This is a genomic window from Acinetobacter sp. NEB149 (assembly GCF_012516415.1).
GTDB classification, from domain to species: domain Bacteria; phylum Pseudomonadota; class Gammaproteobacteria; order Pseudomonadales; family Moraxellaceae; genus Acinetobacter; species Acinetobacter lwoffii_V.
Map to the genome: position 1 here is coordinate 1,313,638 of NZ_CP051208.1, position 14,937 is coordinate 1,328,574.

Below are 14,937 nucleotides of genomic sequence, written 5' to 3' on the forward strand. Positions count from 1 at the left end.
AAATGATCTCTATAATATACACAGCCATTGGGGACGTGGCGAAATTGGTAGACGCACTGGATTTAGGTTCCAGCGCCGCGAGGTGTGAGAGTTCGAGTCTCTCCGTCCCCACCAATCAATATTTGAGTAACTGGATATTGGGTGGAAGTAGAGGATTGGTGTAATGGTAGCATGACGGTCTCCAAAACCGTTCGTCAAGGTTCGAATCCTTGATCCTCTGCCAAAGTTTGAAAAAAATCCAACGCTAAGTTGGTACCCTGATGGGGACGTGGCGAAATTGGTAGACGCACTGGATTTAGGTTCCAGCGCCGCGAGGTGTGAGAGTTCGAGTCTCTCCGTCCCCACCATCATATTAAAGCAAGGCTAATGCCTTGCTTTTTTATTGCCTGAAATTTGAGGGCGGTTTTTTTAGTACCAGATTTTTGCTGTCATGGTTGATGAACATCAATGCGTTTTGGGCTTAAATTATCTAGCGAATGATTGCAAGGGCAGGGCTTTAGTAAATTTCATTGTATTGCTGCAATAATTCATGCGATCTGTATATTCAATAATTTAAATGTTATATGAATCAGTCCCATGGTGTCTATCAATTTTATCTATTGGTCTAAATAGAGCAGTATTTGCTCAATAGTGAATTAACTGATTAATTTTTGATATAAAAGTATTTAGCTTTCTATAGAACTACTTGTGAATCAGGTCTGATCGCTATAATATACACAGCCATGGGGATATGGCGGAATTGGTAGACGCACTGTGTTCAGGTCGCAGCGCCCTCTGGGCGTGAGAGTTCGAGTCTCTCTATCCCCACCATCATATTAAAGCAAGGCGAGTGCCTTGCTTTTTTATTGCCTGAAATTTGGCAAAGCCGTTGTTATTTATGCTGTATTCTATTTTGAGTTCATGCACTGGCTCAGACATTATTTATCAATAATAGTTTCAGCATTCTGAATGTCCATGCTGATCAAGATTAGAAGGTCATTTGAGTTTTAATTTGAAATATTGGAATTGAATCGAAATGATTAAAAATAACGAATGGGCGGTCATATCCTAAAATGAATCAAATTTTCGGCATAAATTTTATAAAAAATTAAAAAATAGAACTAACTGTTTATTTTATGGCGGAATAGACTGTGATCGCTTGTAAAATCGCTTGTCAATGCCGGTCTATCTCTATAATATACACAGCCATTGGGGACGTGGCGAAATTGGTAGACGCACTGGATTTAGGTTCCAGCGCCGCGAGGTGTGAGAGTTCGAGTCTCTCCGTCCCCACCAATCGATATTTGGGTAACTGGATATTGGGTGGAAGTAGAGGATTGGTGTAATGGTAGCATGACGGTCTCCAAAACCGTTCGTCAAGGTTCGAATCCTTGATCCTCTGCCAAAGTTTGAAAGAAATCCAACGCTAAGTTGGTACCCTGATGGGGACGTGGCGAAATTGGTAGACGCACTGGATTTAGGTTCCAGCGCCGCGAGGTGTGAGAGTTCGAGTCTCTCCGTCCCCACCATCATATTAAAGCAAGGCTGATGCCTTGCTTTTTTATTGCCTGAAATTTAGTGAACAAAGAAAAGCCCATCGAAATGGGCTGAATAACTGGAGAATAGCGCTGTTGAATCAGTGGAAAGATTAATTTATTTTTCTGCTCTTAAATAGAAGCTATCAGGCTTTTAAGTGATCTTCAAATTCCTCGCCTAGTTGTAGTGCCAGGGCATTACCTGCCAGATCACAGGTCACCAGGCCATATTCTTTCTTGAAGCTGAAACTGAAACCACGATCATCCGCCAGGGTGCGTACCGAATATCCCAATTTTTCTAACCATAGTCGAAATGCAATCAAATTTTTCGCTTTAACCACTTTTTTCACGAGATCACTCCTTCATCATTGTTAAATCTTAAATAAGGGTGAAAAATTATCTTTTAAAGGGCAAATGCCTTTATTTAAATTAATTTAAATGAATTTGCGTATATAGTGAACATTGGTTGATTAAGAAAAAATCAATTTAAGCGTTAAGTAAATGATTTTTATAATATTGAATAGGTTGTAACTAAATATTAAGTTTTTATAAGTTATAAATTTGGATAATTAATTTTCTAATTCAATAATTTATTAGTGAAACAGGTTGTTTTATAATTTTATCAACCGTATGAAATAGAAAATTTCAGATCTACAATGAGAAAATTAAAATCCAATCGACTTATTTATTAAAAGAATACCAGCTGCTGGTTTTCTGATCTTTAACCTGATTTGCATGCTTTATACTGTCTGAAATGTAATTCTAAAACTGAATACTCGTACCATGACTGAACTGACCATTGAGCACTATGTGAATCAACAAATTGAATTGATGCAGCAGCAGGGACTTGATCCGGTTGCTGTGATGTTGGGACATGAAGACTGGTTGAACTTTAGTGTTCAGTCGAAAGTGGCCTATACGCCTTTTGGCTGTGCCCGTCGTTATCAACCCGCTTTAGGTGGCTTACTACTGGTACGTATTGATGAAATGCAGGCGGTGCGTGTCGTGACTCAAGGTGAACTGGATACTTATGCACAAAGTAACCAGATTCTTTAACATTGCTTCATGCAACACATATGTTGTCAATTCTAGTAAATAGAATCTAAGAACCTGGTTACTGCTATCCTACACATCATCATTCGGGATCCACATAGCCAATGTCACTTTTAAAGTTGAACGACAGAACTAATGTCATGCTCTGAAAGCAGACATTTCTATTTGGGGCTTACAGACCTTACTTCTTGTAATGCCCATTATGTTAAATAAGTTGTAGATTTAGAGATAGTTCTTTTTATAAACATATAGGTGCTGCTTTATAAATTTAGTCTGTAACTCCAATCTAAATTAACTAGACTGATGAGCTGTGGATTTTGAAGTATATGAGCTATTAAAGGCTTTTACCTTATTTCTAATCTAGAGTTGAATTAATTTGGTGGAATAAAAATTGGCAATACAATTAGCAACTGCAAACGATCTTGAATGGATAAATGCTCAGTATCAAAAGATAGATTTTGTTCCAAGCTCTTTAGACAATGAAATTATTGCAATCGTTACTTATAACGATGAGTTGGCAGGGTTGTTTACCTCAATGATGATGAAGTCGAAATTGGGGGAATTTATATACTGGATGAGTTTAGAGGACTATCTCTAGCAAATGAGCTAGTTGGGTACTTAGTAGAAACAGCTAAAAAGAAAAATCTAAAAGAAGTGTATTGCCTGCCATTCGAAGAACTCAGAAATTTTTATGCAAAATTTGATTTTCATGAATTTGAATATGAGGACAGTCAAGTAAATGCAAAAGTATTAGAAAAATTCAAATGGTGTTTAGGTAATTATGAAAAGCAAAGTTTTACTATTGAAGCTAATTAATAATTATTGAGATTTCCTAAAATTAACATAATACACTTCATACGGAATACTTTTTTATTTTATATAAATCATATACTTATATTATTGGTGAAAGCCTAATTCAAGTAAATTGGGCTTTTTTATTCATTTGTTAGGTTCCACGATAATTATTTGAGCAATATTCCGTGAATTTATCCAATTTTAATAAACATCCTACTATTTTTTATAAGTCATTATTTCATGTGTTAGAACTAAAATTAGTTCCTAAAAAATAGGAGACGTGGTTGATCATAAGAAAGGAAAAATGGTACAGAAAGTCATTTTTAAGTGGAAGTTCAACGTGTTCCGATTTGTGTAAAAGTTGTACGTTCCTTTCAATGACATTCTATGCATCGCAAATGACAAATAAGTGAGTCGGCTGAAGCATTGATCTTCAGCTTTGAATCCGGTTTAAAATTGATCTTTCAGGGTTCTTAAACGCTGAAATTCTTCCACGCTTTCTGCACGCAGAAAAGGATTGGTTTGCAATTCATCTTCAATACTACTTGGCAGCGTGCACTGGCCTAGCATACGTAAACGCTCGATCTGCTCGAAGCGTTCCAGAATTTCAGGATTATCTGGTTCGACGTGTTTGGCAAACTGGGCATTCGATAATGTGTATTCATGGGTGCAATACACTTGTGTGCGCGGCGGCAAGGCAGCCAGACGGGACAGTGAATGATACATCTGTTCAAATGTTCCTTCAAAAACTCGGCCACAGCCCATGGCAAATAAAGTATCCCCGCATAACAGCACATCAATTGCATCAATAAAATAAACGATATGGCCGAGTGTATGCCCGGGTACAGCAATCACCTGGATATCTATTCCATGAAAATTAAACTGTTCTTCATGCTCAAGCGGATGGGTGATAAAGGGAATTTTGCTTAGTTCTGCTCGTGGGCCATACACGGGCAGATTTTGTTCCTGGATCAGCCCCGGCACACCGCCAATATGATCTTTATGCCAGTGAGTCAGCCAGATTTGACTTATGGTTAGACCGTGTTCAGCACAATAGTCTTGTACCAATTCTGCTTCGGTTGGATCAATCACGGCCACTTGATGCGACGCAGTATGTTCAAGCAACCAGATATAATTTTGCAGTGAATTCTGGACATCAATACAGTGAATTTTAAAAGGCATCATAGCGCATCACATCAAATGAAGATTAAAGATAAAGTAGCATAATTTCGCATGCTCTGGGGCTGGTTGATATCATCTGATCATCCGCGATTATTTTCATTTATCCTAAATTTGAAAAATTTATGATGCTGGATCATCAATGCTTACAGCATTGCCGATGGTATAAAAATGCCCGCCGGCTACATGATGAATACTTTTCCATTCTTCATCCACTTCATGATAATGCCAGTGGCCGTCGCGGAAGACCCGATCATCGGCATAGGCTGCAATCACCTTGCCTATAAACAGGTCATGCATTTGCTGGTTATGCGGCTCAGGAATCAGCTCGCAGAGTATCCAGGCCGCACAGCCTTGTACTACAGGAATATCAGCATCAGGAAAATGAAATAGTTCTACTCCGGATTGTGCCAGTTTGTCCGGCACATCATGCAAGCTCTGCGTACCCAGACGATAGACCATATTCAGTTGTTTCAATGTTGGAATTTGCAGCGCGAAATAACCTGAATTTTCAATAATATTTCGGGTTTTGGTGCTTTTATCCAGAACCACAGTCACTTTTGCGGGGCTGAATTCCAATGCGCATGCCCAGGCTGCTGCCATAACATCTGTATCCTGCTGATCTTGAGCAGATACCAGTACAGTAGGGCCATGGGTAATCAGACGATAAGCTTTTTCTAAGGGAACACTTTGAATATGGGAGTTTATCATGCAGCACCATTTGGTCTATTTATTTAATAGGCTAGATTAATGAGATCATTAACATATTCAAGTTCATTCTTGCAAAAAAGCTTTTAAACTAGAGATCGTTATATTCAGGAATTCAAACAATGAAAATGTACCAGGTCGATGCGTTTACCACGGAACTGTTTAAAGGCAATCCCGCAGCCGTGATTGTGCTGGATGAATGGCTCGAAGATGGTTTGATGCAAAATATCGCCTTGGAAAATAATCTGTCTGAAACAGCTTTTGTTAAAGTTATCGATAGCGATAATTATGCGATCCGCTGGTTTACGCCAACTAAGGAGGTGGATTTTTGTGGTCATGCGACATTGGCCAGCAGCTTTGTACTATTCAATCAATTTGATACGGGGAAAACGATTCATTTTCATGTAAAAGATTTAGGCATTTTTGTAGTCAATCAGGATGCGGATAGCAAGATCAGAATGAATTTTCCAATCCGTCGTGCAGAGCCCGTTGCTGAATATCCTGAAGCTTTAAGACAGGCCCTGAATAAACCGTTTAAACAGGTTTATCTGAACGCGCAGGGCTATATTATTGAATATGAATCGGTACAGGATGTGCTGGATGAAACACCTGATTTTGAACTGTTAAAACAGTTGAATGGCAAGCGTACAGCAATTACTGCTCAAAATACCTATCTAGACGTCGCGATCACTTCACAAGATACCCAATACGACTGTATTTCACGTTATTTTGCACCGAGTAATGGCATCAATGAAGATCCGGTAACCGGTTCGATTCATACCGGAATTGCGCCGCTGTGGGCTGAGAAACTCGGTAAAAATGAACTGGTCGCCTATCAGGCATCAGCGCGTGGTGGGGTGTTGTATTGTGCCTTGCAAGATCAGGAACGAATTGAAATTTCAGGTTACGGCAAGCTATATATGCAGGCTGAAATTTATCTATAATTTTTATAATTACATAGATCTACATGTCGTCAGGTGAGGCGGCATGTTATTTTGATGGTTCGGCTTGGAATAGATTATTCAGAAAAAGAATCATTCTCTAAGATGGGCGCGAATAAAAATTTATATTTATAATTTGGATGAAGAATGTTGCTACGTTATAAAAATTTAAGTCTGGCTATTGTATTGTCTGGCTGTAGTGTACTAAGTTTTGCACAGCCTGTTTTGGTGAAAACGGAACAGAATATTGAAGAATACCGACTGGATAATGGACTGCGCATTATCCTGGCACCGAATGATAAAGAAAATAAAGTTTTTATGAATACGGTCTATCTGACCGGTTCCCTGAATGATCCTCAGGGCAAGGGCGGACTGGCCCATCTGCTGGAACATTTGGCCTTTAAAGGCACAGAAAATGTCAAAGGGGATGAATTCCAGCGTCGACTGGATCAATATACCTTGATGACTAATGCCAGTACCGACTATTACTCGACCAAATATACCAATGTGATCCGTCCTGAAAAAACTGCGCTGAGTGAAGTCATTTTTCTCGAAGCCGAACGCATGGACAAGCTGGTGCTTCAGGAAAAATATGTACCGACTGAAATTGATATTGTAAAACGCGAGCGTGAAATTCGTCTGGATCAGCCATTTTCAGTATTGATCGATCAGGTGTTTAAATCTGCTTATGGCAATCAGTATTTAGGCCGTTTGCCGATTGGTGACCTAAATGAGCTGCAATCCATCAATATGCAGGAGCTGAACCGTTTTTACCGTCAATGGTATGCACCGAATAATGCCTTTGTGGTCATTTCGGGCAAATTTGATAATGCCGAAGTCTTAAAACAGCTGGATACGCATTTCAGTCCGATTCAATCCCGAAATGTACCAGCGCAAGTGAAAGTCCCAGCGCTTAAACCAGAGCAAATCAAACAGCGTGAATTTACAGTAAAGAAAGGCAGTGATCTGGCCAAGTTTAATCTTTATTTGAATCAATCCGAAGAAAGCATTAAAACGGCTTTGGCTGTTTCGCCAACGCTCTATACTTTGCAGCCAAGTGGACATCTCTATCAGAATATGGTGGAAACTGGGAAGTCAACAGCGGTGCAATCCAGTACCTGGCTGGATAAAGACTTTAATCTGGTGTTTATGGGAGCAATCTATGCTCCGAATCATCAGGCACAGGATATTGAAAAGGGGCTGATCCAAGGCGTAGAAAAGAGCCAGCCATTTACCGAAGCAGAATTAAACCGGGCTAAAAATCTGACCCGAAATCAGGCCGACAATATTAAAAATAGTGCGACTGCTTTAGGTTCACGTTTAAGTGATTATGCAGTGGCGTATTCGGGTGACTGGAGCCAGTATTTTAAAGATCTGAGCGCGATTCAAAACCTGAATGTGAATCAGGTCAATCAGGTCTATAAGAATTTTTTAAAACCTGAATACCGGATTTCTGGCAATATTTTACCTACCCCGGAAGATCAGAAAAAAGCGCAGGAACTGGCACAAACAGAAGCACCGGCAAAAACTCTGGATCAACAGACTGAAGCAGAAGAGCCACTGAAAGATGTCAGTGTTTATCAGGCTGAAGTGAAGCAATATGTCCAGGAATCCAAACAGTATTTGTACAGTAAAGACAAACAGATTCAGCGTGGCAAGTTGAAAAATGGCATTAAATACGCGTTGTTTCCGACGACTACCCGCGATGACAAGGTTTATGCCACAATTTCACTGGATTTTGGTACTGCACAAAGCCTGATGAATAAAGGCGAGATTCTGGATCTGACCGCTTATTTAATGTTGCGCTCATCGAAAACTCAAAGCTTGCAGCAGATTGCCGATAAAATTATTGAAGTAGGTGGTTCGGCAACTGCCGGTGCATCCGGCAATGGCCTGACCTTGCAGATCAGCGCCAAAAAAGAAAAGTTTGAGGAGTTTTTCCAGTATGTGGTTGATGTGCTGAAAACGCCGGCATTTGAGCAAAGTCAGTTTGATTTAATCAAGGGGCAGACTTTATCCAGTCTGGATCGTCCTTATACTGAACCAGATACCGTGTCGAGCTTGACGATGGCTCGAACGATCGAGATTTATCAGCCTGGCGATCTGCGTTTTCATTTCGAGCCGGAATTGGCCAAAAAACAGTATCAGAAAGCGACTCGCGAACAGGTTATGGCACTGTATCAGCAGTTTTTAAAAACCCAGCATGCGCAAATAGCGGTTACGGGCGAATTTAATCCGAAATCGATGCAAAATGTACTGAAAAACAGTTTTTCAGACTGGAAAGCTGCACAGCCTTATGAGCGTCTAAAATCGGAATATCGAAGCTACCCAGCCCAGAAAATTCATGCTTTGTCTGAGCAGCGTGAATTCGGGAGTTATCAGGCATTTATGAGCATGCTGGTCGGTGCTGATCATGCCGATGCACCTGCATTACAGGTATTTCGATATATTCTGGGTGATTCACAGCTGTCGTCACGACTGGCACAAGAGTTACGCGAGAAAAATGCACTAGTCTATGGTTTTAGTGCAGATGTGCAACTCGATGAATGGGCAGATGTGGGTGCAATGATGATTAGTGCCAATTATACGGCTGGAAAATCCGCACAGGTTTCTCAGGCAGTGCATAAGGTACTGAATGAACTGCTGACACGTGGCGTGACTGAACAGGAAGTGGAAGCGGCAAAAGCCAGTATCTTGAAACAGCGTTTAACTGCACTCGAGGATGATCGTCGTATTCACACTATGTTGATCCCACAGCTGGAAAAAGACCGTAATCTGGTTTACCGGGAAAAACGTGATCAGGCGATTGCTCAACTGAGCAAAGCCGATATTGATGCCATGATCAAAAAATACATCAAGCCGGACCAGCTGGTGGAAGTGATGGCTGATCAGTACGGTAAGCAAGTTAAAACATCGTAGTGTTGATAAAAAATCCCCTCAAGTGAGGGGATTTTTTTATTTTAGTTTTATGCTCTAGGTTGCTCTATGGCTAAAAATAATCCCTCCGATTATGCCCGCAAGGATAGATAGGGGCAGACTCCAAACAGATACAATAAGAAAAAAAATCAATATTCCACAGCCAATCAAAGCTGAAACGAAAGCAATATCTTGATCAAAAGAATGATGGATCACCATTTGATAATAATAAGACGTTATCCAGCTTGAAATAATAGTGAGTAAAATACATAGTCCTTTGCCTGAAGGCGTATTTAGACTGGAATCTGTTATCCAACTTAGCATGTCCTCATCTACTCAAAGTCGATAAAAACGTTTAGCATTTTCATAAAAAATCGACTTTAAGGCATTTTCATTGTAGTCCTGCACAATATCGCTAAAGGCATCAATAATGTTGGTGAGTGAGCTACTGACACTGTCCATTGGAAAGTTGGATGCAAACATCACGCGCCCAGAACCAAAACAGTCTAAAGTATGCTGGATCACGGGTGCGGCACGTTCCACTAATTCCTGTTTACTTGCCAGCCGTTTCTGCGTGTGAAAATCATGTCCCAAGACTGGCATAAACAGACCAGACATTTTGGTCGATACATTTTTGCATTCGGCCAGTTCTGCCAACTGATCTTTCCAGTCCGCAAATATCTGGGTGCGATCTTGTTCGGTCTTGCCTGTAGCTTTGCCCACTTTGCCAAATAAACCTGCGGGCGTACCCAGATGATCCAGCACAATAGGGGTGTTTGGAAAGGCTTTGGCCAGCGCAGTAACATCCGCAATCTGGGTAGAGTACACCCAGGCATCAAAGCTTAAATCTTGCCTGGCCAGTTCTTCAAAGCCCTTCAGGAAATCTGTGTTGCGATAGAGATGCGGTTCATCGGTCCAGGCATGAATCCCTTTATCTGGATGTACTGCAGCCATTTTACGGATGCCCCGAAACTTGGGAGAAGCTTCGCGATGCAATTGAATCAACTGTTTAAAATTTTTCTGCCGCGGATCCGCCGTGGCGACAATTCCACCCAATTGGATAATGTGCTGATCAAAAGGAAGCCCAGCGATAAAACGGGTTTCATTTACCACCCCCGTACCTTTATGGTCATGCCAGCTGGCTTCAACATGCACAATCTGCTCTATTTCATAATGTCCTGCATCTTTCTTGTAATTTGCAGGCAGATAAGGTGCAGTCAGGTGCTGAGTCAGGCCAATGGTCTCAATGACGTCTTTGGGTTTTAACAGTCTTTCCATTTTGTCCAGCAGTCTGGGATGTTTGCCAAACAGCTTGACCGCGAGCGCTGCCGCGTGTGGGGTGTTGTACGGATCCCATTGGTGAATATGTGGGTCAATGATCTGGAAGGGAAGTTGCTGCATGCTATACGTTATTTTAGTTTATTTATTATTCAACTTATATAGGATAAAAATCATTTCAAAGTCAATATAGTAAATCACGGCAAATAAAAAAGCCCCGCGGGGCTTTTCGTATTTTAATCAATGATCGTGCTTGTGATCATGGTTATGCTTGTTGGCATGAAACTCTTCATTGTGACGGAAACGCAAATAGTTTTCGAACTGTTCACAGTATTCATCATAGTTATCTTCCAGCATCATTTGAAATTGCTGCAAGATATAAGACATGACCTGATCTTTGGCATCACGCATTTCATTGCCATCTTTAAAGTTATTCGCTGCCACCCAGGTATTGAAACGGGCAGTACCAAATAACATCGCCGCACTGACTTGACCGCGCTTATCGCTCGGTTTTTCCTGTGAACCTTTTTCTACGCGACAAAACTCGTTGGCTTGTTGAATAAATTCATCAGCACGTTCAAAGAATGCCGCATTTAACGCTTCTTCTTCGGTTACATCGGTTGCTTCAATCTTTTGAACCATGAATTTGTTCCTAACACTAAAATCTCAATCGTTAATTATAGGCAAAGCCTTGCAGAAACTAAACCTTTGCCTTAATCTAAAAAATAGCCTAAGCATATAAAAGTGAATGCCATGCAGGATGCGATTGCAGTACAAAGCCTAAAAAGTGATATTGCCTTATTGCGCCAGAATATTTGGCCACCGGCAAATCTAGCCAATGTTGAAGGCTTGCCGATTTATTATGGCAGCCAGTCACAGGTAGATGAATACTATAGCCAGTGGCTCGGGCTGATTGAAAGGGCACAGGATCTGTTTCAGCCTTTTATGGAAGATGAAATCTTGGATGCGATCCATCTGCCGAGTCATTTAAACTTGCCGCTGTTTTATTTTCATGTTGACCGGATTCGCATTAATAAAACCCGCGCCAAGGAATCCAAAACTTTTCGTGGGGTCGCCAGCCTGATCGAAAAATGCGGCCAGTTCGAACCCGAGCAGATTGCAGCCATGCGGCAGTGGCTTGATAGTGACGATACTGCAGCTTTGGTGGCACACCGTGAATTTGTGGATTTACGCACTTATGTGTTTCAGCATGGCCAGAGCGAATATACGCGCACCCGTTTTTATGTGAATGGGATTGTGCTGAGTGTTGAGCCACATTTTGAACTGGTCGATGCACGCGATAAGCCACGCAAGCAACGCAGCGACAGTTATAACGATCCTCTGGCAGACAATAATATCTGGAAAGTATTCGGCAAATATCGCTAGCACAGTTTGACCAAGCCCGGTCTTACCAGAAGGGCTTAGTATTTTCTGCAAACTGCTGTAAACGCTCTGCTGCTTCGTTCGACAAACGCTGCTGTTCCGCACTTATCCAGCCTAGCACAAACCAGGCCTTGGCCTGTTGTTTGACATAAGGTCTAAATAATTCGTCTGCAACAAATAGGTCGTTATAATGCCCAAGGCTTTCTTGCAAGGGTTTTAAGGCTTTTAAATAAGCTTTAACCTCTTTTTCAGGAAACAGGCTTTGCAAGAATTCTACGTTATAGCGTAAGCGTTTGACCCGTTTGCGTGTCCGATGCCGGGATTCAATATCCAGTTCTTGATAGTTCTCGGCATCCTGACAGATTTGCTGGTGCAGCTTGCTCAGGCCTTTACACAAAATCTTATGTGAAGACTTGGCTTTGTTATCCGTTTTTTCTTGGCTAAAGCTGAACAGTTGCAGCATTAGTTCTACGGTAGCAGGACTTCTGAACAGCACACTGATATCTGGCTGTTTTTGTCGGTGTGGGGGTAATTTCAGTAAGGGGGAACCTGCTTTTTCCAGTTGTGGAATCAGGCTTTCTGCCAAGGCATCGCGATCTCGGGTAGAACCCAGTTGCTGAAAAATATCCCGCAGCTGTTCCGGCCATTCTGGCTGCACATGCTCGGTCACGGACTGGAAAATTTTAAATGCGCTGCGCAAACGCCGAATCGCGACACGTGCCTGATGCACATGATCACTATTATAATTTTCGGCAGCAATCGCCATCGCATTTGGGAAAAGATGAGCCAAACAATTGACGACAATCTTTTGCAAAATCGTAATGATCTGATCTTTCTGTTCAAGCACTAAGGGAAGCTGATGCTGAACCGGCAGATTCTCTTCACCATGTAATAAGGCATAACCGCGTTCGGATTTACTCCGTGTATCCAGCCACAAAGCATAACGCTGAACCCAGGGCTGAATGAAATCAATCAATTCACTCAGCTGGCCGGATTTAAGCTCAAATTCGACTTCATAAATATCGATGGCTTGATCATTGTGTCGAATTTCTCCGACATCAAAGGCAATTTCAATCTTACTGTCCAGATGACTTTCTGTGAGTACATACCGTACGACATCTGTTTCAAATTGCAGAATAAGCGGTGTCTCCAGATCACCGAGCGCCTGTTTCAGGATTTTTTTGGCCGGTTTATGTTTGCGATATAACTGAAAATCACAATGTTCCGGAGGACTTTTTAATTCATGCTCAAGTTCAAAACGTTCAAATTGTTGTTCAGTCGCTGCTTTCAGGGTTTGAATCCATTGCTGGCCTTCCAGACGTTGCCGCAGGGCAATCTGATGTTGTTGTAATTGTTGCGCTTCAGTATCAAAGTAGCGTGCACACAGACGATGCCGAGTCGGCTGAAGTTTCTGGATGTCCTGTTCAAATTGCACACGAGACTGTGGCGGAATCTGGAATTTGAGTTCTATTTCTGCCATCGGGTCATTCCTCCGCGATGTTGGTTTTATAGATTAATATAGCCCAAAGATCGGCAGGGGTGTGATGTGCTTCTGCAACAAAAAAGCACGCCAGAGAAGGCGTGCTTTGAGTTTTTCTTGTGATATTTATTTCAATATTTTTATTTCAGGAATTTACGACTGACCAAGAACTGTTCGGTCGCTTCAAGCAGTTTCTGCGCATAGACTTCCTGCTTGGCGGTCAGCCAGCCCAGCACAAACCAGTCACTTGCTTCCAGCTCGGTCTGCTGAATATAAACTGCAGAAGAGGCCAAAGTTTGATATTCACTGGCTGCCAGTTGAGCATCGTTCAGCGCTTTGCTGTATTTCTGCAAATTTTTGACATCATAGATCGTGGTTAAAATCGGAAAGCTGAATTTGAGCTCCTGAATCCGGCCCGACAATTGATCCAGACTTTCAAAATCAGTGATATCGGTCTGGTTCATTTGTTCCTGCAAAGCTTTATATTGCTGTTGCAAGGTAGTTTGAGCAGCAGTTTTCAAGTCCAGCGAGGCATGCTCATTTTCATTTAAACTGAACATCAGTAATTCCAGATAATGATGCACATTCTGGGTAGATTTGACCAGATTACCGAGTTTCTCCTGCGCATACAGAATATCTTTGCTCAGGTTTTCTGCCGTGGTGGGATTTTGCAGGAAACCGGCCAAGCTGTTTTGCATATGCTGTAAATGTTGCAAATGTTCAAATTGCTGCTTAAAGGCCGCCAGTTGATGTGCCCATTTGTCCGAAAGCTGTGGATGCCAGTCTTTGAACAGCAGCAAGGTCAGATATAAGTGATCCAGTGCCAGTCGTGCCTGATCAATATGTTCCTGCTCTGCTACCTGAGCTGCAATCGCCGCGATATTCGGCAATAAATGCTGCATCTGCTGTGCAATCAGACTGCACATGGTTTTACTGGCGCTGTCTTTTTTGCTGATCTGAAATTCTTTGCTAAGGGTCGCAGGACTGACGCGCTGTGAAGTGGCCAATAAATTGCCTATTTCGGCCTTACTACGTACATCGAGCCAGAGCTGGTATTTCTTGACCCATTCAAAACTGAAGGCCAGCAGATGTTGAATTGAACCATTTTTTAGTTCGAACTCGACTTCATGTACTTCTTGCTCAGCATCCTGTGTGCGGATCTGTCCAATATCCAGGCTGACTTCGATCTGGGTATCTTCATAGTCAATCACTCTTAACGTACGGGCAATATCGGTTTCAAACTGGAGTTGGAGCTGGTTGAACTGATTGCTGAGCGCATTGCTGAGAATTGCCCCGGCTTCTGGAAATTTTTTATAAATATCTAAATCCAGTTCAGGAGATGCGGTTAATTCCCCTAGATCATGATTATGTTCAAAGCGTTCGATGTGGCTTTTCCCGGCCGCTTTTAGTGTTTGCACCCAACGTGTACCTTCCAGACGCTGACGCAGTGCCACCCCATGCCGGGCCAGTTGACGGTCGGTAGTATCATAATATTTGGCTTGAAGCTGGATCTGTTGAGACTTTTTCGGATCAAGTGCCTTGAGCAGCGCAGTGCGTCGTGCCACAGGAATTTGGAACTTGAGTTCAACTTCAACCATGATGATCATCCTATCTGTTCAGTGCAATTAAGTACTGAATCTTCACTTGAATAAGGTTTTAAAATGAGGCGGACAGCAGCCGCAATTATATT

13 protein-coding genes and 7 tRNA genes are annotated in these 14,937 nt (G+C 41.9%); 13 read left to right on the forward strand and 7 right to left on the reverse strand.

Features of this window, described 5'->3' with window-relative positions:
• The first annotated feature begins 29 nt into the window (after window positions 1-29).
• The 7 genes from HGD77_RS06295 to HGD77_RS06325 all read left to right on the forward strand — a co-directional run bounded on the left by HGD77_RS06295 (window position 30) and on the right by HGD77_RS06325 (window position 1,508).
• Window positions 30-114: transfer RNA gene (locus HGD77_RS06295), tRNA-Leu, on the forward strand.
• 35 nt (window positions 115-149) lie between these two features.
• Window positions 150-223 (forward strand) — tRNA-Trp (locus tag HGD77_RS06300).
• 39 nt (window positions 224-262) lie between these two features.
• Window positions 263-347: transfer RNA gene (locus HGD77_RS06305), tRNA-Leu, on the forward strand.
• A gap of 377 nt (window positions 348-724) precedes the next feature.
• Window positions 725-810: transfer RNA gene (locus tag HGD77_RS06310), tRNA-Leu, on the forward strand.
• 380 nt (window positions 811-1,190) lie between these two features.
• Window positions 1,191-1,275: transfer RNA gene (locus HGD77_RS06315), tRNA-Leu, on the forward strand.
• A 35-nt stretch (window positions 1,276-1,310) separates the two neighbouring features.
• Window positions 1,311-1,384, forward strand: a tRNA-Trp gene (locus HGD77_RS06320).
• Between the two features lie 39 nt (window positions 1,385-1,423).
• Window positions 1,424-1,508 (forward strand) — tRNA-Leu (locus HGD77_RS06325).
• 152 nt (window positions 1,509-1,660) lie between these two features.
• Here HGD77_RS06325 and HGD77_RS06330 read toward each other — a convergent pair.
• The gene (locus HGD77_RS06330) at window positions 1,661-1,864 is read right to left on the reverse strand and encodes a hypothetical protein (protein WP_004280022.1); all 204 of its coding nucleotides are present in this window, start codon (window positions 1,862-1,864) and stop codon (window positions 1,661-1,663) included.
• A gap of 433 nt (window positions 1,865-2,297) precedes the next feature.
• Between HGD77_RS06330 and HGD77_RS06335 the strand changes: the two genes are divergently transcribed.
• From HGD77_RS06335 to HGD77_RS17220, 3 genes are all read left to right on the forward strand, one after another.
• Window positions 2,298-2,570 carry a hypothetical protein gene (locus HGD77_RS06335; RefSeq protein ID WP_004729928.1) on the forward strand — a complete coding sequence of 91 codons (273 nt, stop codon included), beginning with the start codon at window positions 2,298-2,300 and terminating at the stop codon, window positions 2,568-2,570.
• Between the two features lie 388 nt (window positions 2,571-2,958).
• Window positions 2,959-3,165: a hypothetical protein gene (locus HGD77_RS16900; RefSeq protein ID WP_211100814.1), complete on the forward strand. Its 207-nt coding sequence runs from the start codon at window positions 2,959-2,961 to the stop codon at window positions 3,163-3,165.
• The gene (locus HGD77_RS17220) at window positions 3,138-3,383 is read left to right on the forward strand and encodes a hypothetical protein (protein ID WP_211100815.1); all 246 of its coding nucleotides are present in this window, start codon (window positions 3,138-3,140) and stop codon (window positions 3,381-3,383) included. Before HGD77_RS16900 ends, HGD77_RS17220 begins: the two co-directional genes overlap by 28 nt.
• A gap of 429 nt (window positions 3,384-3,812) precedes the next feature.
• Here the strand turns inward: HGD77_RS17220 and gloB are convergent, their stop codons facing one another.
• Window positions 3,813-4,547, reverse strand: a complete 735-nt coding sequence (gene gloB / locus HGD77_RS06345) for a hydroxyacylglutathione hydrolase (RefSeq protein ID WP_168730755.1) — start codon at window positions 4,545-4,547, stop codon at window positions 3,813-3,815.
• A gap of 117 nt (window positions 4,548-4,664) precedes the next feature.
• Window positions 4,665-5,252, reverse strand: coding sequence for a flavin reductase family protein (locus tag HGD77_RS06350; protein ID WP_004729923.1), 588 nt, complete (start codon window positions 5,250-5,252; stop codon window positions 4,665-4,667).
• A gap of 119 nt (window positions 5,253-5,371) precedes the next feature.
• Here HGD77_RS06350 and HGD77_RS06355 point away from each other — a divergent pair, with 119 nt between their 5' ends.
• Entirely contained in the window at window positions 5,372-6,193 is an 822-nt protein-coding gene (locus HGD77_RS06355) for a PhzF family phenazine biosynthesis protein (RefSeq protein ID WP_004729921.1), read from the forward strand.
• A gap of 144 nt (window positions 6,194-6,337) precedes the next feature.
• Complete coding sequence (locus tag HGD77_RS06360) at window positions 6,338-9,109, forward strand: M16 family metallopeptidase (RefSeq protein ID WP_168730756.1); 2,772 nt, start codon at window positions 6,338-6,340, stop codon at window positions 9,107-9,109.
• 333 nt (window positions 9,110-9,442) lie between these two features.
• Here HGD77_RS06360 and HGD77_RS06365 read toward each other — a convergent pair whose 3' ends face one another.
• Together HGD77_RS06365 and HGD77_RS06370 are read right to left on the reverse strand one after the other, a co-directional pair.
• On the reverse strand, window positions 9,443-10,507 hold the full coding sequence (locus HGD77_RS06365; RefSeq protein WP_004729918.1) for an amidohydrolase family protein: 1,065 nt from the start codon (window positions 10,505-10,507) through the stop codon (window positions 9,443-9,445).
• A gap of 117 nt (window positions 10,508-10,624) precedes the next feature.
• Window positions 10,625-11,026 (reverse strand): DUF3144 domain-containing protein, encoded by a 402-nt coding sequence (locus HGD77_RS06370; RefSeq protein WP_004280011.1) that lies wholly within the window; start codon window positions 11,024-11,026, stop codon window positions 10,625-10,627.
• Window positions 11,027-11,137: 111 nt separating this feature from the next.
• On the opposite strand from HGD77_RS06370, the gene HGD77_RS06375 reads away from it, so the two are divergent.
• Window positions 11,138-11,770 (forward strand): hypothetical protein, encoded by a 633-nt coding sequence (locus HGD77_RS06375; protein WP_004729916.1) that lies wholly within the window; start codon window positions 11,138-11,140, stop codon window positions 11,768-11,770.
• Between the two features lie 22 nt (window positions 11,771-11,792).
• Here the strand turns inward: HGD77_RS06375 and HGD77_RS06380 are convergent, their stop codons facing one another.
• Both HGD77_RS06380 and HGD77_RS06385 read right to left on the reverse strand, forming a co-directional pair.
• The gene (locus HGD77_RS06380; protein ID WP_004729914.1) at window positions 11,793-13,247 is read right to left on the reverse strand and encodes a CYTH and CHAD domain-containing protein; all 1,455 of its coding nucleotides are present in this window, start codon (window positions 13,245-13,247) and stop codon (window positions 11,793-11,795) included.
• A gap of 140 nt (window positions 13,248-13,387) precedes the next feature.
• Window positions 13,388-14,845: a CYTH domain-containing protein gene (locus HGD77_RS06385; RefSeq protein ID WP_004729913.1), complete on the reverse strand. Its 1,458-nt coding sequence runs from the start codon at window positions 14,843-14,845 to the stop codon at window positions 13,388-13,390.
• Between the last annotated feature and the right edge of the window lie 92 nt (window positions 14,846-14,937).